19 protein-coding genes are annotated in these 18,267 nt (G+C 60.6%); 6 read left to right on the forward strand and 13 right to left on the reverse strand.

The window, feature by feature from the left end; translation table 11 throughout:
• Nucleotides 1-115: 115 nt before the first annotated feature.
• The gene (locus GKQ23_RS20650; protein WP_212409311.1) at nt 116-274 is read left to right on the forward strand and encodes a hypothetical protein; all 159 of its coding nucleotides are present in this window, start codon (nt 116-118) and stop codon (nt 272-274) included.
• Between the two features lie 210 nt (nt 275-484).
• Nucleotides 485-1,000, forward strand: a complete 516-nt coding sequence (locus GKQ23_RS20655) for a GNAT family N-acetyltransferase (RefSeq protein ID WP_212409312.1) — start codon at nt 485-487, stop codon at nt 998-1,000.
• Here the strand turns inward: GKQ23_RS20655 and GKQ23_RS20660 are convergent.
• Nucleotides 985-2,271 carry a Fic family protein gene (locus GKQ23_RS20660; RefSeq protein ID WP_212409313.1) on the reverse strand — a complete coding sequence of 429 codons (1,287 nt, stop codon included), beginning with the start codon at nt 2,269-2,271 and terminating at the stop codon, nt 985-987. The genes GKQ23_RS20655 and GKQ23_RS20660 overlap by 16 nt on opposite strands.
• Between GKQ23_RS20660 and GKQ23_RS20665 the strand changes: the two genes are divergently transcribed.
• A complete protein-coding gene (locus GKQ23_RS20665) occupies nt 2,228-2,377 on the forward strand; it encodes a hypothetical protein (protein ID WP_212411976.1) in 150 nt (49 codons plus the stop codon). The genes GKQ23_RS20660 and GKQ23_RS20665 overlap by 44 nt on opposite strands.
• 138 nt (nt 2,378-2,515) lie before the next feature.
• Here GKQ23_RS20665 and GKQ23_RS20670 read toward each other — a convergent pair whose 3' ends face one another.
• On the reverse strand, nt 2,516-4,099 hold the full coding sequence (locus tag GKQ23_RS20670) for a methyl-accepting chemotaxis protein (RefSeq protein WP_249168440.1): 1,584 nt from the start codon (nt 4,097-4,099) through the stop codon (nt 2,516-2,518).
• Between the two features lie 342 nt (nt 4,100-4,441).
• Here GKQ23_RS20670 and GKQ23_RS20675 point away from each other — a divergent pair, with 342 nt between their 5' ends.
• Nucleotides 4,442-4,906: an Lrp/AsnC family transcriptional regulator gene (locus GKQ23_RS20675; protein WP_056235641.1), complete on the forward strand. Its 465-nt coding sequence runs from the start codon at nt 4,442-4,444 to the stop codon at nt 4,904-4,906.
• 166 nt (nt 4,907-5,072) lie between these two features.
• On the opposite strand, the gene GKQ23_RS20680 is transcribed toward GKQ23_RS20675, so the two are convergent.
• From GKQ23_RS20680 to rarD, 3 genes are all read right to left on the reverse strand, one after another.
• Entirely contained in the window at nt 5,073-5,366 is a 294-nt protein-coding gene (locus GKQ23_RS20680; protein WP_056235637.1) for an AzlD family protein, read from the reverse strand.
• The gene (locus tag GKQ23_RS20685; protein WP_056235635.1) at nt 5,363-6,097 is read right to left on the reverse strand and encodes an AzlC family ABC transporter permease; all 735 of its coding nucleotides are present in this window, start codon (nt 6,095-6,097) and stop codon (nt 5,363-5,365) included. Before GKQ23_RS20685 ends, GKQ23_RS20680 begins: the two co-directional genes overlap by 4 nt.
• 293 nt (nt 6,098-6,390) lie before the next feature.
• Nucleotides 6,391-7,293 (reverse strand): EamA family transporter RarD, encoded by a 903-nt coding sequence (gene rarD / locus GKQ23_RS20690; RefSeq protein WP_212409315.1) that lies wholly within the window; start codon nt 7,291-7,293, stop codon nt 6,391-6,393.
• A gap of 145 nt (nt 7,294-7,438) precedes the next feature.
• Between rarD and GKQ23_RS20695 the strand changes: the two genes are divergently transcribed.
• Nucleotides 7,439-7,918, forward strand: a complete 480-nt coding sequence (locus GKQ23_RS20695) for an Lrp/AsnC family transcriptional regulator (RefSeq protein ID WP_212409316.1) — start codon at nt 7,439-7,441, stop codon at nt 7,916-7,918.
• Nucleotides 7,919-8,108: 190 nt separating this feature from the next.
• Here the strand turns inward: GKQ23_RS20695 and GKQ23_RS20700 are convergent, their stop codons facing one another.
• A complete protein-coding gene (locus tag GKQ23_RS20700; protein WP_146005448.1) occupies nt 8,109-8,264 on the reverse strand; it encodes a Hok/Gef family protein in 156 nt (51 codons plus the stop codon).
• An 886-nt stretch (nt 8,265-9,150) separates the two neighbouring features.
• Between GKQ23_RS20700 and GKQ23_RS20705 the strand changes: the two genes are divergently transcribed.
• The gene (locus tag GKQ23_RS20705; protein WP_212409317.1) at nt 9,151-10,458 is read left to right on the forward strand and encodes an MFS transporter; all 1,308 of its coding nucleotides are present in this window, start codon (nt 9,151-9,153) and stop codon (nt 10,456-10,458) included.
• Nucleotides 10,459-10,628: 170 nt separating this feature from the next.
• Here the strand turns inward: GKQ23_RS20705 and GKQ23_RS24000 are convergent, their stop codons facing one another.
• The 7 genes from GKQ23_RS24000 to GKQ23_RS20740 form a co-directional block, all read right to left on the reverse strand.
• On the reverse strand, nt 10,629-13,721 hold the full coding sequence (locus GKQ23_RS24000; RefSeq protein WP_249168441.1) for an insulinase family protein: 3,093 nt from the start codon (nt 13,719-13,721) through the stop codon (nt 10,629-10,631).
• Between the two features lie 45 nt (nt 13,722-13,766).
• On the reverse strand, nt 13,767-14,915 hold the full coding sequence (gene pqqE, locus GKQ23_RS20715; RefSeq protein ID WP_101505459.1) for a pyrroloquinoline quinone biosynthesis protein PqqE: 1,149 nt from the start codon (nt 14,913-14,915) through the stop codon (nt 13,767-13,769).
• Nucleotides 14,902-15,183, reverse strand: coding sequence for a pyrroloquinoline quinone biosynthesis peptide chaperone PqqD (gene pqqD, locus GKQ23_RS20720; RefSeq protein WP_056235618.1), 282 nt, complete (start codon nt 15,181-15,183; stop codon nt 14,902-14,904). The genes pqqE and pqqD overlap by 14 nt, the downstream gene beginning before the upstream one ends.
• Nucleotides 15,180-15,935, reverse strand: coding sequence for a pyrroloquinoline-quinone synthase PqqC (gene pqqC, locus GKQ23_RS20725; RefSeq protein ID WP_212409318.1), 756 nt, complete (start codon nt 15,933-15,935; stop codon nt 15,180-15,182). The genes pqqD and pqqC overlap by 4 nt, the downstream gene beginning before the upstream one ends.
• Nucleotides 15,932-16,843 (reverse strand): pyrroloquinoline quinone biosynthesis protein PqqB, encoded by a 912-nt coding sequence (gene pqqB / locus GKQ23_RS20730; protein WP_056235612.1) that lies wholly within the window; start codon nt 16,841-16,843, stop codon nt 15,932-15,934. Before pqqB ends, pqqC begins: the two co-directional genes overlap by 4 nt.
• 80 nt (nt 16,844-16,923) lie before the next feature.
• The gene (gene pqqA, locus GKQ23_RS20735; protein ID WP_072166356.1) at nt 16,924-16,995 is read right to left on the reverse strand and encodes a pyrroloquinoline quinone precursor peptide PqqA; all 72 of its coding nucleotides are present in this window, start codon (nt 16,993-16,995) and stop codon (nt 16,924-16,926) included.
• A gap of 181 nt (nt 16,996-17,176) precedes the next feature.
• On the reverse strand, nt 17,177-18,223 hold the full coding sequence (locus tag GKQ23_RS20740; RefSeq protein ID WP_212409319.1) for a dipeptidase: 1,047 nt from the start codon (nt 18,221-18,223) through the stop codon (nt 17,177-17,179).
• Between the last annotated feature and the right edge of the window lie 44 nt (nt 18,224-18,267).

An 18,267-nucleotide genomic window follows, 5' to 3' on the forward strand; every position in this document is an offset into this window, starting at 1 on the left:
TCATGATCTTCTTAGTAAACAGATAATGTGAACAAGGATGTTTACATAACTATTAAGCCTTGTGCACCGTACCTCACCGATCCAGAATCAGCACTAAACCAACGAGGCTTGCAACATGGCAAAAAAAACCACAAAGAGTCAGATCACCCAATCCCAAATCTGCCGTGCCATTGCCAGTTCAACCGCAATTGAGACGGGTGCTTCCGTGCAAAAAATAGAGCATCAACTCAAACAAAACCTGGCACTGGCGAAAGCCGTTGGACTTGCCCGCTAATCTGGCAGAAAAGCGCTCCTCCAGCGTATCTCTTTGCCTCTGGATGAATAAGTCATACAAAAAAAGTATGCCCAAATTTCGGAATATGAGCGTAGTTTTGCTGCAAAACGAATCTTAATCCCACGGCATGCGGTTCGAAACGAGCGACCAGTCATCCCTCACCAGCGAACTCCGCACAATCCCAACAAATTCCCCCTCAAGGAAGAGCAAATGCAAATCGAGCAACTAAACACTCTCTCGGCCAGCCATAACGAGTTAAACGAACTGGTATCCCTGTTAACCGACTGCGTGGAAAGCGGCGCCTCTGTTGGCTTTCTCGCCCCGCTGGAAACCGGAGAAGCACAACGCTACTGGCAGGGGGTTGCCGCCGATCTGGCTGAAGGGGGGCGCACGTTGCTGATAGCCCGTGATGCAGGCCGTATCGCCGGAGCCGTGCAGATTAGCTACTGCGGAAAGAAAAACGGCAGCCACCGCGCCGAGGTGGAAAAACTGATGGTGCATACGGCGTTTCGTCAGCGTGGCGTGGCACAACAGCTGATGGCCGAACTGGAACGACAGGCGCAGGCTAATCAGCGCACCCTGTTGATACTGGATACCCGAACGGGGGATACGGCGTCAACGCTGTATCGCAAGCTGGGCTATCAGGAGGCAGGCCATATCCCCGGCTTTGCACGCAGCTCGGCGGGCACGCTGGATGGCACCACCTTTTTTTACAAAGCCCTGTAAGTCACCAGCTGCTCATTCGCGCTAACCGCCACCACCAGCCCCTCCCCCACCAGCACCCGCAGATCGCGCCGCGCGGTTTGTGGGGAGATGCCCAGCGCCTCGGCGACTTCCGCGCCGGTGAAGGTTTTGCCGGGCGTGGCTGACAGCACGTTAACCAGCGTCACCTGGCGCGGGGTCAGGCGGCTGAGCGCGCCGGATTCGAACAGGCGGCGGTCCAGCGCGGCGCGGCGATTGACCAGCGAGTCGATATGTTCCAGCAGTCCGTTAACCGCCCGGGTGATGATAGTGGCCTGATAATCAAGGAAGTAGGTCAGGTCCATCCCGTCGGTTTCGGTGTACTGGTAGCTGTGCGCATAGCGTACCGGCGCGTTGTGCAGCAGGCTGCTGATCGACAGGTAGCGAAAGGCCTCGTAACCCGACCTGAGCATAAACCAGTAGAACAGCGCGCGGCTGGTGCGGCCGTTGCCGTCGCGGAACGGGTGTTCGTGGGCGATCATAAAGTGCAGGATGCTGGCGCGGATCATCGGGTGAACGTAGTCGGTCGATTCGTTAGCCCAGGCGCAGACGGCCTCCAGCCGGCTCAGAATGCTGTCTGCCGCCGGTGGCCGATAAATAATCTCACCGTCCCGGCCGGCAATCACCACGTCGTCAGTCTCGCGGAACAGCCCCGGCGTGTAGGTTTTGTCATTAATCCCGCTCATCCCCACCGCGTGAAAGTGGCGGATCAGATCCACGGTCAGGGGTTGCTGCAGATGCTCCGCAATCTCACTCATCAGCCGGGCGTTACCGGCGATCATCTGCTCGCCTTCCGTGCGCGCGCGCCGTCCGCTGGAGAGCATCTCCCGCGCCACCAGCGTGGTGGTGTTCGCGCCTTCCAGCTGTGAACTGGTGATGGCCTCACTGAACCGCAGCGGGGCCAGCTCTGCGCCGCTGGCGCTCAGGCGGCGGCGAATATCATCCAGGGCGGGGCGGGTGGTGTATCTGTCGACCTGCTCCAGCGCGGCAAGGATGCTCTGCGTCAGGTTAAACCCGGCCTGCTGCCCCCGTTCGTTGCGGTACGCAATGCGCTGGATGGCCGCGTCGCGGGCCATACGCGTAAAGTGCCACGCCATCGCGGGATCGTCGCCAGGCGCAAGACGATACTGAAAATCATCAAACGGCAGATAGCGGCCTTTATCATCAACCAGCCGGTTATAGCGGTTGTAATGCGTCAGCGTCGCCATGCTGATGTCTGAGCTCAACGGAGGTGAGGGGGGGCGGGTGATTGCCATAAACTACGCTCAAAAATTGAATATTGGTTCTAGTTTAGACATTGAAGAGCGGTTACAGCAAAATTTTCGCTTCATTGATGATAAAGGTTCGCAAACTCTCTCTTAACGTTTAGCCGCCAGCTCCCTCATCTGGGCCTGCAGAGAGTCGTGCACCTGCTGGTTATTCATGTTCAGCCTCTTCCTGTGTGCAGGCAAATGAAAAAAGGCCCCACAGGGGCCTTGATTAGTCTTTTAGCGTAATGAATCAGAACGAACTCCAGTTCTCATCCCCGCCCCCGGTCTTCGCCGCAATCAGCGCCGGCTGCGGTCTTTTCAGCTCAGGCTTACGCCCTGCGCCGGGCCCGGCCGATCGGCCCGCATCCGCGTCACCGCTTCTCTCGCGCAGCTTAAATTCGCCCACCAGCTCCGCCATTACCGCGGCCTGTGCCGACATGGCGTGGGCGGCGCTGGCGGACTCTTCCACCAGCGCGGCGTGCTGCTGGGTGGTGGTGTCGATCTGGCCGATAGCCTGGTTAATCTGGCGGATGCCGTCGCTCTGTTCGTGGGCGGCGCGGGCGATGTCGTTGATCAGCCGTTCCACGTCGCCGGCGTTGCCGACCATCTCGCGGATCACCGCACCGGTCTGTTCAATCAGCTGCCGCCCGGTTCCGGCCTGGGTTACCGAGGCGTCGATCAGCGCTTTGATATCTTTCGCGGCGGTGGCGCTCTTCTGCGCCAGGCTGCGCACTTCTCCGGCGACGACCGCAAAGCCTTTGCCCTGCTCGCCGGCGCGGGCGGCTTCCACCGCCGCGTTAAGGGCAAGGATATTGGTCTGGAAAGCGATTGCCTCAATGACGTTGATAATCTCCGACATTTTCTGTGCAGACTGGTGGATGCCCTGCACCTGTTCGGTGGTTTTCTGCATCATGGCGGTGTTGCGCTGCATAATGCCGCTCCCTTCCGCCACCAGCCGCTGCACCTGGCGGGCGTTGTCGGCGGTGTTTTCCACCGTGGCGGTCAGCTGCCCCAGCGCCGAGGCGGTCTGCTCCAGCGCGCTGGCCTGCTCTTCGGTGCGTGAGGAGAGGTCCTGATTGCCCGCCGCGATCTGTGAGGCGGCACTGGCCACCGAACCGGCGCCGCTGCGGATCTGGCCCAGCATCTGGCTGACGTTAATCGCGGTATTTTTCAGGCCAGTCAGCAGCGCGCCAACGTCATCCCGGTGATAGCGCTCCTTAAACGCGGTGGTCATATCGCCGCGCCCGCTCGCTTCAATCCCCGCCAGCGCCTCGGCCAGCGGCCGCGTAATGCTGCGCGAAATCGCACGCATCACCAGCACGCCGGCGATCGCCGCCAGCAGCGCCACCAGCGAGAAAATCAGGTTGTTGCGGTCAAGCCCGGCGGCCAGGCGGTCCATCTCGCCGGCCAGCACCACGTTGAGGTCGTCCAGCAGCAGCTTCTGCTGCGCGTCCAGCTGTTCCAGCGCACCGGCAACGGCGGTTTTTTCCAGCGTCTCCGCGTGCGTTTTGAAGTAGTGCTGCTGCTGGCTGACGAATTTCTCCCACACCTGGCGGTCACCCTGCAGATCTTCCGGCACCACGCTGTCGATCATCGCGGCGATCCTGCCCTGCAGTTCGCGATAGGCGTTCATCGCCTGCGGATCGCGGCTGGTGACGTAGTTTTTATTCACCCCGGCGATGGCCAGGTTGCTGTCGTAGAGATCGTTGACCGTCGCCGTGCGCGCCATCGATCCTTTAATGGTCGAGTAGCTGTACTGGTTAACGGCAAACAGCAGCACGATAAACGCCAGCAGGGTGCCGAACCCCACCAGCAACTTTCTGGAAACAGACAAATTACTCAATAGCGACATGGCAGGGATCATCCGTAAAATGAGGAAAATTGCTGAAGTTATCGGCAGTCAGGCGCTGAACTTAATAGTGAGAGGGAGAAAAAGTAACGATAAATGATAATGTTACGACTTTATTAAACGAAGTCGCTATCGATGGTTAATCAGCCAACCGATCGCGTCAGTTTGCCGATCGGCGATCTCCGGCAGGCGAATTTGCGGTGATTAGCGGCAGGCCGCTTCAGCATAAATGAAGTGTTTTACCGCGCGGCGCGATCGATTTACTCATCCATCGGCACCGCGCTTCAGGTTATGATGTCGCCCTTCATGAAAACCCTGGCATAAACGATGTTAAAACTGGATAAAACCGATCGGGCGATTCTGGCCGAACTGCAAAAGGATGGCCGCATCGCCAATAATGCGCTGGCCGAGAAAGTCGGCCTCTCCCCCTCCCCCTGCCTGCGGCGGGTGAAGGCGCTGGAGGAGGCGGGCGCCATCGAGCGCTACGCGGCGATCCTCAACCCGAAGGCGGTGGGGATGGAGATGACGGTGTTTGTGCGCATCTGGCTGACCAGCCAGGATGCCGATACGGTGGATCACTTCTCGCGTGAGGTGCGGGCGATGCCGGAGGTGGTGGAGTGCCATCTGATGGTCGGCGACTGTGATTTTATCCTGCGGGTGATGACCGCCGATCTGGCCGCCTATCGCCGCTTCCAGACCGAGTATCTGACCCGCATTCGCGGCGTGCAGAGCGTAAAGACCGACCTGCCGATGCAGACCATCAAGCAGACCACCGAGATCCCGCTGCGTTAAGCCGCGCCCGGCGGCCCGTCACCGGCCATCGCTGACCGGGTCAACGGCTGCAAATCCGCAGTGGGCTGGCAGCCCGGCAGTACGGTGGCGAAGCGGACTACAGTCGCGCACACCGTACGGCGGTGAAGTGAGCGACTACAGCGCAGGCAGTACGGCGCGAAGCGGCTTACAGCAGCGCGCGCAGCACGGCGGTGGCGGCCACGCTGATCGCCACCACCGGCAGCAGCGAGAAGCGCATCGCGGCCAGCAGTGACACGGCCAGCGCCAGCAGGTCGGCCGGGTTAGTGGTGACAAAGTGCGGCGCGATAACGGTAATCAGCACGCAGCCGGGCGCGGCATCCATCACCGCGCGGGTGCGCGGCCCCAGCGTGCGCCGCCGCAGCAGCAGATAGCCGGCGACGCGGGTCAGATAGGTGGTCAGCGCCATCAGCACAATGGTCAGGGTGGTCAGCGAAATCATGACTTCTTCCCGAACAGCAGAATCGCGGCCAGCCCACTGATTGCCCCCACCGGCACATAGGCCGCGCCGGGCACGTAGTGGTAGGTGGTGGCTGCCGCCACCAGGCTGACCAGCCACGGCAGCGCCGCCCGCATCCCCTTCCACATTCCGCGCAGCAGCACAAAGAACACCGCCGGGAAGGCCATATCAAAGCCCCAGCGGCTGATATCCCCCAGCGCCGGGCCGACGATCACACCCGCGGTGGTGGAGGTGATCCACACCAGCCACAGCGCCCCCGCCAGCCCGGCGTAAAAGCCGCCGCTGAAGGCCGGCCCAATACCGGCGGCTCTGCGGCGCGCGCTGTCGGCCATGCTGATCGCCCAGCTCTCATCACACATAAAGAACAGCGCGGGCAGAACTTTACGGGCGGGCAGATGGCTGAGGTACGGCGCCAGCGACGCCCCCATCACCAGATGGCGGCTGTTAACCAGCAGGCTGACCAGCACGATGGTCAGCACCTGCGGCGGCGAAGTCCACAGCGCCAGCGCCGCAAACTCTGAGCCGCCGGCAAAGTTCAGGCCGGTCATCAGCCCGAGGCTGGCCACGGAAAGGCCTTTCTGCGCCGCCTGCGCACCGAGCAGCAGACCAAAAGGCAGCACGCCGAGCATTACCGGCAGGGCGGCGATCGCGCCGCGAGAGATTTCGGCGGATAATCCGGCCGTTCGGCTACTACAGGACTCTGAAATCGACATCGGGGCCTCCGTTAAGGCCCGCTATTATAAGAGAATCCTCTTAGAATCGGGTTGCGATTGTTGACAAAAAGCGCGCGTAAGCAGGAATAAAAATGCGCATAGTGCAGTAAAAGCAAAAGATAATTGCGCTGGTATACGCCCATCGAAATACCTTGTGCTAAAGAGCCTGACTTTTTCTTCACGCTTGGGCCAGTCATCCTTTTGATCACCTTCTTCCAGAACCGCACAGGATACATTCCGCCAGCTTATGACGGTGGGCGGGCTGGCACCAGGTGCCTCGCCCAGCCCGACAGTTATCTTTGGAAGGCGGATTTCCGCTTTAGGGTCACCGCGCCTTCCGCCACCAGCGCCAGTACCGCCAGCCAGATAGCGATATAGGTTGGCCACTGGGCTGCGGGAATGCTCTCCCCAAGCAGCAGCGACACGACCACCAGCAGCACCGGTTCCACGTAGATCAGCAGGCCAAAAAGCGACAGGTTGAGACGCGGTGCCGACAGCGCCTGCAACACCAGCGCCGCGGCGCTGATCGTCCCCAGACCGGCAATCAACCACGGCAGAGCGGCCGTCCACTCGGTGGACGCCGCGCTGTGCAGCACAAACAGCAGGCTGACCGGCAGGCTGAAAGCCATATCGATCCAGGTCGCCCCCAGCGTGTTGGTATCGGTAACGCGCCGCAGCCAGAAATACCCGGGATAGCCAAGACAGACCACCAGCGCTGGCCATGAGAGCATACGCGCCACCGCCAGCTGGCAGGCAATGCCGATCACCGCCAGCACGCAGGCCAGCAGCTGAAGACGGCTGATGCGGTCTTTAAAGGCCAGACGGCCGATGATCACCATGCTGATCGGCAGCAGAAAATAGCCGAGCGAAACGTCAAGGCCGTAACCGTTGATTGGAGCCCACATAAACAGCCACAGCTGGGCACCGAGCAGCAGCGCCGAGAGCAGGCGTTGCGCCAGATAGCGCAGGGAACGGCACGCCAGGCGGGTAATCAGCCGCACCTCGTGCCAGCGCCCGCTGGCCAGCACAAACAGCGCCATGCACGGCACGGTCAGCAGCATCCGCCAGCCGTAGATGGCGTCGCCGTTTAGCGGGGCGAGCAGGTGCGTCCAGGCATACAGCAGCGCGAACAGCGCCGACCCCATCACGTTCAGCAGCACGCCGCCTGAACTGTTTAACCCACCGCTCTGCGCCATAATGCCGTTACTCCTGTCCGTGTCCTGTTGTTTAGCCTGGTCACGACCAGGCTGCTTACCCGCATGCTACGGGCATGGCAATTTATTGCATTCAGGCCGATAATTGGGCGCAAAATACGTACTCAAAATGAGAAATTTTCCCGCAATGAATAAAAACCCGGCCCCGGATAGCTTCGACCTGGCCCTGCTGGCGCTGCTGCAACAGGACAACAGCCTGCCGCTGCGCGAGCTGGCAGAAAAAGTGCATCTCTCCACGGCATCGGTGCAGCGGCGCATTCAGCGGCTGAAGAAGGCGGGATTTATTCTGGCCAGCACGGCGGTGCTGGATCCGGATAAGGTCGGCCAGGCGATCACGCTGATCGTTGAAGTGCACGTCGATCGCACCCATGCAGACGATCTGGCAGCGCTGAAGCAGCAGTTTGCCATCCCGGAGGTGCAGCAGTGCTATTACGTCACCGGCGATGCGGACTTTATGCTGGTGATCACGGTGGCCACCATGACCGAATTCCAGCAGCTGACGCAGCGGCTGTTCCACGATAACAGCAACGTCAAATGGTTCAGAACCACGGTAGTGCTGGAGCGGATTAAAGCCACGCTGCAGGTGCCTTTAAAGAGACCCGCCTGACTTCCGTTAATAGCGGATAACTGAACGAGCTGGCAGAAGATGACGTAGTAAAACCCGCCAGCTTAGCGATTTTATTAATTAGCCCTGCCCTGACGGACATGGATTTAAACAGAATAAATTGAAAAGGGTGCTCACAGATCGCAGCTTCAGCAACTGACAGGCGGAGCCGAAGCCCCGCCGACAGGTTGTTTTACCGAATGGATTCGTAAGCCATTTCGGCAACAACCCGGATACTGTTCTGACTGAATGACACGCCGCAGCGGGCATTTTTTGCAATCATGGTGATGATAATAATCATCACGCAGATCGCGACCAGACTGATAGTATCCGTTTCATGCGGTTTCATCGTTCTTACTCCTTGCCTTTCGGCCAGCAGAGAACTAACCTGTAGTTGTTGAGGCTAGCAGGTTAGCCCCGGGTTAATGAAAATTAATTCGGGGCTTTCACATTTCTGACCTGCAACATGCTCAGGACAGAAAGATCCAGAGCACCCGCCAGAGAGTCTACGCGTAAACCTTCCAGTGTGAATAAATTAAAACCGCCTGGCTATTTTATCTTTCAATTTTATAATATACATCGCAAAAAAAATGAAAGAAAATGATAACTTCAAAGATAATATCACTGCCTTTTAAAAAAACCATTAACAGGATTGCGTTATAACCCCAGCCAATAACAACCCTAAATATTAATTCAAATACACATAGTCGTCTGCATAACATAAAAATATACTAAGCAAATAACACTTTTTACTTATGAAATAAAGAGTAATCTTTTACATCATCGCTTTACGTGTAATATTAATTATAAAAAATAATTTACTTCTCTCACAATAAAATTAATCGTTGATGTTCATACAGGTATCAGCCCTCTTGCCCCCAGCGCGATAAGCTCCAGCACCTCAGCACCTCAGCACCTCAGCACCTCAGCACCTCAGCACCTCAGCACCTCAGCACCTCAGCACCTCAGCACCTCAGCACCTCAGCACCTCAGCACCTCAGCACCTCAGCACCTCAGCACCTCAGCACCTCAGCACCTCAGCGCATGTTTAATATATAAAACAAATGCTGCAAACATTTTAATCATACAACTCCATGTAATTATTGAAATTTACTTAATAACCTTGTTTTTAACCTCCCTTTTCGGCCCAATTCACACTCAACATCTGTCCATTTTTTCGCGTATTATCCCGGCCAACAATAACAACACTGAACACGCCTCACCCGGAGAAGACGATGACCGACGCGCACGCGCAGCCCGCTACTGCAACAGCGGATATGGCAGCTCTCTACCGCAGGATCACCTGGCGACTGATCCCGTTTTTATGCCTGTGCTATCTGGCGGCCTACCTTGACCGCATCAACGTCGGGCTGGCGCGGCTGCAGATGTCCAGCGATCTGCAGCTCAGCGACGCCGCGTTTGGCCTCGGAGCCGGGCTGTTTTTTGTCGGCTATATCCTGTTTGAAGTGCCGAGCAATCTGATCCTGCAGCAGGTCGGTGCCCGTGTGTGGATCGCCCGCATTATGATCAGCTGGGGCCTGCTCTCGGCGGCGACGCTGCTGGTGCAGACGCCGACGCAGTTCTACTGGGTGCGTTTTTTACTTGGCGTGGCGGAAGCCGGTTTCCTGCCGGGTGTGCTGTTCTACCTGACCCGCTGGTATCCGTCGTGGCGGCGCGGGCGGATTATCGCGCTGTTTATGCTTGGCCTGCCGCTGTCGAGCCTGATCGGCGGGCCGCTGTCCGGCTGGATCATGACCCACTTCGATCGGCTGCACGGCCTGCGCGGCTGGCAGTGGATGTTTCTGCTGGAGGGCCTGCCGAGCGTGGTGCTGGGCGTGATGACGCTGTGGCTGCTGCCCGATGGCGTGATGCAGGCAAAGTGGCTGAACGGTGAGGAGAAACGGCAGATTACCCAGGAACTTGCCGCCGACCAGCAGCAGGCGACCGGCAGTAAATCACGCCTGCGCGATGGCCTGCTAAATATCCGCGTGCTGATGCTGGGCGGCATCGACTTTTCCATTCTGCTCAGCGCCTATGCGATTGGTTTCTGGTTACCCACGCTGATTAAAAACGCCGGCGTCAGCGATATCGGCCTGATCGGCTGGCTGACCGCTATTCCCGGCCTGGCAGCGGTGTTGGCCATGCTGCTGATCGGTTACAGCTCTGACCGGCTGCGCGAGCGGCGCTGGCATATTATCGTGCCGTTTATCGTTGCGGCGGCGGCGCTGGCGGCCAGTACCTTCTTCAGCGGCAGTGTGGCGGTGACGGTACTGCTGTTCGCCGTTGCTCAGGCGATGGTGATCGGTGCGGTACCGGTGTTTTTCAGCCTGCCCGCCACCTTCCTGCAGGGCACCGCGGCGGCGGCCGGTTTTGCGCTGGCCTGTTCGCTGGCGAATATTGCCGGGCTGGTGAGTAACTCAATTATGGGGCTGGCGCTGGATCTGACCGGCAGCAGCAGCGGCGCGCTGTGGTTCTTCGCCGCCTGCCTGCTGCTCAGCTGCCTGCTGGTGATTGCGCTACCGGCGAAGCTGGTTAACCGCTGACCGTCCGCTGGTGACTGCGCTACCGGTAAAGCGGGTGAACCGCCGATCGCCCGCTGGTGACTGCGCTACCGGCAAAGCGGGTGAACCGCCGACCGTCCGCTGGTGACTGCGCTACCGGTAAAGCGGGTGAACCGCCGATCGCCCGCTGGTGACTGTGCGCTACCCATCGTTCAGGATTCACCTGCGACGAACCGGTCCTGCGTGGCGTTATTCACCCACCACCAGCCAGCCCGTTCGGCGATCAACTGCCGGTGCCAGGCCAGCAGCTGCGGCGGCGTGATCCGACTGAAATGCGCCGCTGACAGGTCATCCTGACCGTAGCGCTGCTGCAGCCAGTGCTTCAGCGACTGCGCCATGGCACCCGCCGGTTGCTCTGCAAGTTCGCCCAGCAGGCTGGCGCTGCGCGCGGCAAGGCTCTGTGGCGTCAGGGCCGCCAGCTGTGGCGTCATACCCTGCAGGAAAGCCTCAATCCGCCCCGCCAGCTCATCGACCAACACCCGCGGCGACTGCAGAATAAACAGCACGCCGCAACGCCCCGCCGCCTGATAAAAGCGGCAGCTGACCGCATAGCCGATGTTCTGTTCCACCCGCAGCTGCTGGAAGAACGGCTGCGCATAGCAGGCGGCCAGCAGTTGCCAGGCCGCCAGGCACTCGGTGCTCTGCTCCACCAGCGGGCAGAACAGCAGCAGCGCATGCTCCCGGCTGTCGGTGGTGACTGAGCGATGAACTCCGCGATAAAACGGCATTGTTGCCTGTATCCCTGCCGCACCAACTTTATCCGTCGCCGACGTCGACGGCTCTGGCGAGGTCAGATTCTCCTTAGCAGCAGACGCATCAGGAATCTGTGAAGACAGGTTCACCGCAGCAGCAGGCGCATCAGGAACCTGTGAAGACAGGTTCACCGCAGCAGCAGACGCATCAGGAACCTGTGAAGACAGGTCCACCTCAGCAGCAGACGCATCAGGAACCTGTGAAGACAGGTTCACCGCAGCAGCAGACGCGTCAGGAACCTGTGAAGACAGGTTTACCGCAGCAGCAGACGCGTCAGGAACCTGTGAGGGCGGATTAACCGCAGCAGGGAATGCCGTCAGCAGTCGGGCCAGATCGGCGTGCAGCGCCTCGCTGCCGCCGTAAAGCGCTGCCTGCCACGCCCCGCCGGGAAAAACGTCGTCGTTCAGGGAGCCTGCGCTCTCCTGCAGCAGTGCAGGAAACTCCGCCAGCAGTGCCCTGACCGCAATGTCCCCACGATCCCTCCCCCTGCGGCGCTGCGCCTCACGTTGCCCGGCGGCCAGCGCCGCCGCAGGCAGATTATTCAGCCGGGCGTTGATTGCCGCCAGCGCCGTCTGCATTAACGCCGCCGGGGCGGACAGCTGCAGCAGCCACAGCCCCTGCTGGTTGCTGAACAGCAGTTCTCCACCCTGATGCGCCAGGCTTCCCGCCAGCGGACGCAGCGCGGTCAGCAGGATATCACCCCATGGCGCGGGTAGCGGGAGGATGGGGGATAACAGCAATACGGCAGCTTCTGTGTCGTTGGGAGGGTGCAGCCCATGATGCGGCAACGCCACCGCGTTATCCGGTAAGACGATTGGCGTTGACCGTTGCGCCTGTGGGAAGAAACGCAGCCGACCGGGGGCGGCGTTATCTGCCGATTCCGCGGACTCTGCGGACTCTGCGGACTCTGCGGACTCTGCCAACTCTGCGGACTCTGCGGACTCTGCAGGCTTTACCGATTCTATCGCCAGTGCCAGCAGGAAACCCTGCTGCGTCTGCCGCGCATCCACCGCACGATCGGAGACGATAAGGCTAATCATCCCCTGCGGTGAAAACTGCCCCAGCAGGGCCAGCCAGCGATCGGTTTCACACTCGCGCAGTGCGAAGGCCAGCGAACTCCCGGTGGAATGCCCGGGCGGCGGGAAGGCCAGTGAACTCCCGGTGGAATGCGCGGGCGACGGGAAGGCCAGGGTACTCCAGATGGAGTGCCCGGGCGGCGGGAAGGCCAGCGCCCGGTCACGCAGCTGCTCCAGCGGTGCCTGCCGGCTGAACTGGCGTAAGGCAAGCCCGGCGTAATGCGCCCGCTGCGTCTCACTCAGCAGCGCCAGCTGCCCCAGCCAGTGGTGCAGACGCGCTGCCAGCATTACGCCATCCTGGCGCTCGCCGCCGATGAATTCAAAGCACACCAGCTGCTGCTGCGGGCTCTGATAAGGCAGCAGCAGCCGCACGCCGTCAGCCAGCCCCTCTTCTCGCAGCGCGGCCATCAGGCCGCCTTCCGCCTCATCCAGCAGCAGCTGGCGCAGCAGGGTCATTTCCTCTGCAAACCGCCCTTCAACAAGGAATGCGAAGCGCAGGCATTCGCCGGCAGGCAGCCGTAGCGTAAGACGCCGCTGCCTGCTAAGCCGCAGTCCGGGCAGTGGCGATATCCCGGCAACGCCAGCGGCTGAAAAACGCGGTTCGCTGCACTGCGATTCGTCAGGTGCTGAAAGCAAACGATCGCCGTGCAGCGCATCACCGGGTACTGAATGCAACCAATGACTGTTGAGCACATTACCGGGTGCTGAAAGCAAGCGATCGCCGTGCAGCCCGTCACCAGGTACTGAAAGCAAGCGTTCGCCTTGCAGCGCATCACCGGGTACTGAAAGCGGCCGATCGTCCGGCGGCATATCGTTTGCAGAAAACAGCCGGGCCGCATCCTGCGCCAGCTGCCATAACTCATCCGGCGGCTGCGGTCCCTGTAGCCACAGGGTGCAGTTCTCCGCCCTGTAGTGATCCCGGTGGAACTGCCGCAGCGCCTGCTGCAATACGGCCGCATCTTCACCAAAATGGTCGCGATCGCCAACGCGAAAGCGCTGCCACGGGTGCGTTTCAAAGGCGGCAGTCAGCGCAGCGTCGCATAAGGTTTCGGCGCGGTCGGCCAGAAGGCGGCATTCGGCATCGATGGTCGCCACCTCCTGCGCGATGGCCTGCTGCTCAAGCAGGGGAACGGCCAGCATATCGCTCATACGCAGCAGCGCGTCAGGCAGCAGCGAAGCCGCGCACTCAAAGAAGAAAGCGGTGTCAGCTTCACGGGTGGTGGCGTTGAGCCTGCCGCCCCGGGCGGGCAGCCACGCCATCAGCCTTTCGTCGCACCGGAAGTTCTGGCTACCGGCAAACAGCACGTGTTCCAGCAGATGGGCCAGCCCGGGCCACTCAGCGGGTTCATGCAGGCTGCCTGCGTCCACCCGCAGCAGCGCAGCAGCGCGGGTCGCCTGCGGATCATGAATCACCACGATCCGCAATCCGTTATCCAGCTGCCGCTGCTGCGTCACCACCGGTCAGACCTTGAAGATCAGCTGCGAGTTGACCCGCTCAGAGTTAGCCCGGTTGCGGAACTGCAGCTGGTTAATCTGCACGTTGGTGCAGTTGGCCTGCTCGCGCGCCGCCAGAATTTTACCGTGATGCTCTGATTTGCTGCATACCGGGTCGGCGTTATCGGCGTTGCCGGTCAGCATAAAGGCCTGGCAGCGGCAGCCGCCGAAATCCTTCTCTTTTTCTGAACAGGAGCGGCACGGCTCCGGCATCCAGTCAAAGCCGCGATAGCGGTTAAAGCCGAACGAGTTAAACCAGATGTCGTCCAGGCTCTGCTCCAGTACCGACGGGAACTGCACCGGCAGCTGGCGGGCGCTGTGGCACGGCAGCGCGGTGCCTTCCGGCGTGACGCTGAGGAAGATTGCCCCCCAGCCGCCCATGCAGCCTTTCGGCCGTTCTTCGTAGTAATCCGGCGTCACAAACAGCAGGTTGGCCAGGTTGTCGCTGGCCGCCATCTTCTCGCGGTAGCGGTGCACCACCGCTTCGGCACGCTCCAGCTGATCGCGGGTCGGTAGCAGCCCTTCGCGGTTAAGCTGCGCCCAGCCGTAAAACTGGCAGGTGGCCAGCTCAACGTCATCTGCTTCCAGCTCGATGCACAGCTCAATAATCCGGTCGATCTGATCGATATTGTGGCGGTGCAGCACAAAGTTAAGCACCATCGGGTAGCCGTGCGCCTTTACCGCTTTCGCCATTTCCAGCTTCTGCTGGAAGGCTTTCTTTGATCCTGCCAGCGCGGCGTTCAGCGTTTCGTCACTGGCCTGGAAGCTGATCTGAATATGATCCAGCCCGGCTTCGGCAAAGGCGTCGATCTTCTTCTGCGTCAGGCCGATGCCGGAGGTGATCAGGTTGGTATAGAAGCCGAGATCGCGGGCGGCGCGGATCAGCTCAGGCAGATCCTTACGCACCAGCGGTTCACCGCCGGAGAAGCCGATCTGCACCGCGCCCATCGCCCGCGCCTGTTTAAACACCTCGATCCACTGGGCGGTGGTCAGCTCTTTTTCCTGCTGCGCGAAGTCCAGCGGGTTAGAGCAGTACGGGCACTGCAGCGGGCAGCGATAGGTCAGCTCGGCCAGCAGCCACAGCGGCGGCTTTACGCCGGTATCAGTCTGCTTCACGTAAAATAATCCACTTCTGCTCACGCGCCGCCGCGAAGAAATCGGTCACGTCATCATCGACGCCGCCCGCCTCCGGAAAACGGGTGTTCAGCGCCTGAATAATCTCTGCCAGGCTGCGTTTGCCGTCGACCAGTTCGAGGATCATCGCCGCGCTCTCGTTGAGTTTCGCCATGCCTTCCGGGTAGAGGATCACATGGCAGTTCTGTACCTCTTCCCACTGCAGGCGGTAGCCGCGGCGGAACGTCGGGATAGTTTGCGGGTTGCTCACAGCAGTTTTCCTTTATGCCAGACCGGCTGGTCGGTAACGGTATGATAAGGCGCACGGTTCAGGGAGTAGGCCATGGTCATCGCGTCCAGCATGGTCCACAGGATGTCCAGCTTGAACTGCAGGATCTCCAGCATGCGCTGCTGTTTTTCCACCGTATTGCAGTACTCCAGCGCCAGCTGCAGCCCGTGCTCCACGTCGCGCCGCGCCTGGCTCAGGCGGCCGCGGAAGTAGCCGTAGCCCTCCTCTTCGATCCAGCCGTAGTGCTGCGGCCAGCTGTCGAGGCGCGACTGGTGGATCTCCGGGGCAAACAGCTCGGTTAGCGAGCTGCAGGCCGCTTCCTGCCACACCGCACGGCGGGCAAAGTTGACATAGGCATCCACCGCAAAGCGCACGCCGGGCAGCACCAGCCGCTCGGAGAGCAGTACGTCACGCTCCAGCCCCACTGCTTCGCCCAGCCGCAGCCAGGCTTCAATGCCGCCGTCGCTGTCGTCATGGCCGTCGTGATCGAGGATGCGCTGCACCCACTTGCGGCGCGTCAGCGCATCCGGGCAGTTGGCCATGATCGCCGCGTCTTTCAGCGGGATATTAGTCTGGTAGTAAAAGCGGTTCGCTACCCAGCCCTGGATCTGTTCACGGGTCGCCTCGCCGTTATGCATGGCGATATGGTACGGGTGATGAATATGGTAGTACGCGCCGCGGGCGCGCAGCGCCTGCTCGAACTGCTCAGGCGTCATCAGTGCGGGTTGGGTCATAGTTCAATACTCATGCCGTCGTAGCTGACCTCAATGCCCCGGCGGGTCAGCGCTGCGCGCTCGGCCGATGACTCATCAAGGATAGGGTTGGTGTTATTAATATGGATCAGAATTTTGCGTTTCACCGGCAGCTGGCTCAGTACGCCCATCAGCCCCTGCTCTTCGCCCAGCGCCAGGTGGCCCATATCACGGCCGGTATTGCGGCCGACGCCGGTATTCGCCAGCTCGTTATCCTGCCACAGCGTGCCGTCGATCAGCAGGCAGTCGGCGCTGGCCATCAGCGCGAGCAGTGCGGCATCCGGTTCGCCCAGCCCCGGGGCGTATAACAGCTTAGCGCCGCTGTCGCGGTTTTCGATCATCAGCGCAATATTGTGGCCGGGCAGCGGACGCCCGCGATACGGCGAGTACGGCGGCGCGTTGCTGAGGATCGGGATGGCGGTGAACTGCAGCGCCGGACAAACGGCGACGGAAAACGGCTCGGCCGGCGCGATCGGATGGTGGATCAACCCGCCGTTCCAGTGCGACAGCATGGTAAAGATCGGGAAGCCGCTGGTCAGGTCGCCGTGTACTTCCGGCGTGCACCAGACGTGGTGCGGGCAGCCTTCGCGCAGATTGAGCAGGCCGGTGCAGTGGTCAATCTGGCTGTCGGTGAGAATAATCGAGCCAATTGCGGTACCGCGCAGCACACCGTGCCGGTTCAGCTCCGGGTTGGCGGCAATCTGCTGGCTGATATCCGGCGAGGCGTTACACAACACCCAGTCGGTGCCGTTGTCGCTGACCGCGATCGAGGACTGGGTGCGCGGGGTGGCGGGAATGCTGCCGTCACGCACGCCCTGGCAGTTACGGCAGTTGCAGTTCCACTGCGGGAAACCACCGCCGGCCGCAGAGCCGAGTACTTTGATTTTCATGGGGAGACCGGTAAGAAAACGGAAAAACCTGCGCGCCCGCCCGGCAGGCCGGAACGATGTGGGCGCGCAGGCTGCAGGGATTAACGGTTAGAGATATACAGGGTTACTTCTAAGCCCAGACGCATATCAATAAAGGTTGGTTTAGTCCACATAGTCAGCTCCTTAAGCTTGGCAAAACAACAACAACGAACGTTGCCAACGTTGGCAACACGCGCATGTTACCAGATTTACGATTTTTGGCGGCTAAGATGTTGCGCCTGTGCTAAAACGATATCAACCCTGAATAGTGTAAGGTTTCACTACCAATGTACTATTTGGTTCAAAATACAGGAGTTATTGCCGCCAGATTTTTTTCAGCACCCGCAGCCAGTTGCCGCGTGTCAGCCTGTCGATCAGCGTTTCACCGTAACCCGCCGCGCGCAGCGCCGCCAGCAGACGCGGCAGGCCGGTCACATCGCCCAGCTCTTCCGCCACGGTAATGCCGTCAAAGTCGGAGCCGAACGCCACCCGCTCCTCGCCCAGCTTTTCCAGCAGGTAATCGAGATGCTGCACCATCACGCTGAGCGGCATATCCGCGCCGCGCTGGCCGTCGCGGCGCAGAAAGGCGGTGCCGAAGTTCAGCCCGACCAGCCCGTCGCTCTGCGCTATCGCCGCCAGCTGTGCGTCGGTCAGGTTGCGCGGCTGCGGGCAGAGCGCGTGCACGTTGGAGTGGGTGGCCACCAGCGGCGCATCGCTGAGTTCGGCGGTCTGCCAGAAGGCCTTCTCATTCATATGCGACAGGTCGATCAGCAGCCGGTGCCGGTTGCAGGCGCGGATCAGTCGCTTCCCTGCATCCGTCAGACCATCGCCGGTATCCGGCGAGCCGGGGAAGCTGCCGTTAACGCCGCTGCCAAAGCAGTTGGGCAGGTTCCAGAACGGCCCGATGCTGCGCAGCCCGGCCGCCACCCAGCCCTCCAGCTGGCTGAGATCGGCATCCAGCGCCTCTGCCCCTTCAATGTGCAGCACCATTGCCAGCACGCCCTGCGCGATACACTGCTCAATTTCACCGACGCTGCGGCAGATTTTCGCCTGCCCGGCGGACTGCGCTTCAATCTGCAGCAGGATGGCGATCTGCCGTTCGGTGATCGCCAGCGGATCGTGAGTGAGCGCTTCAGCGGCGGCATCGCGGCCGTGGAACTTCGCCACGTAATCAGAAGGCGGCACAAACACCGCAAACAGGCCACCGGCAAAACCGCCCTGACGCATGCGGGCCAGATCGAGATGGCCGCTCAGGCGCTGGCTGAGAAACGCCTGCGCGGGGTTTTCCGGGTGCTTAAGCCACAGCTGCAGCAGCAGATCGTTGTGGCCGTCATACACCGGCGTAAGTTGCGGGGCGTACATGGCGGAATATCCTTCGGGGAATCAGACGTATTAGCATAACGCAT

The sequence above is a fragment of the Erwinia sp. E602 genome, from assembly GCF_018141005.1.
In the GTDB taxonomy this organism is placed as follows: domain Bacteria; phylum Pseudomonadota; class Gammaproteobacteria; order Enterobacterales; family Enterobacteriaceae; genus Erwinia.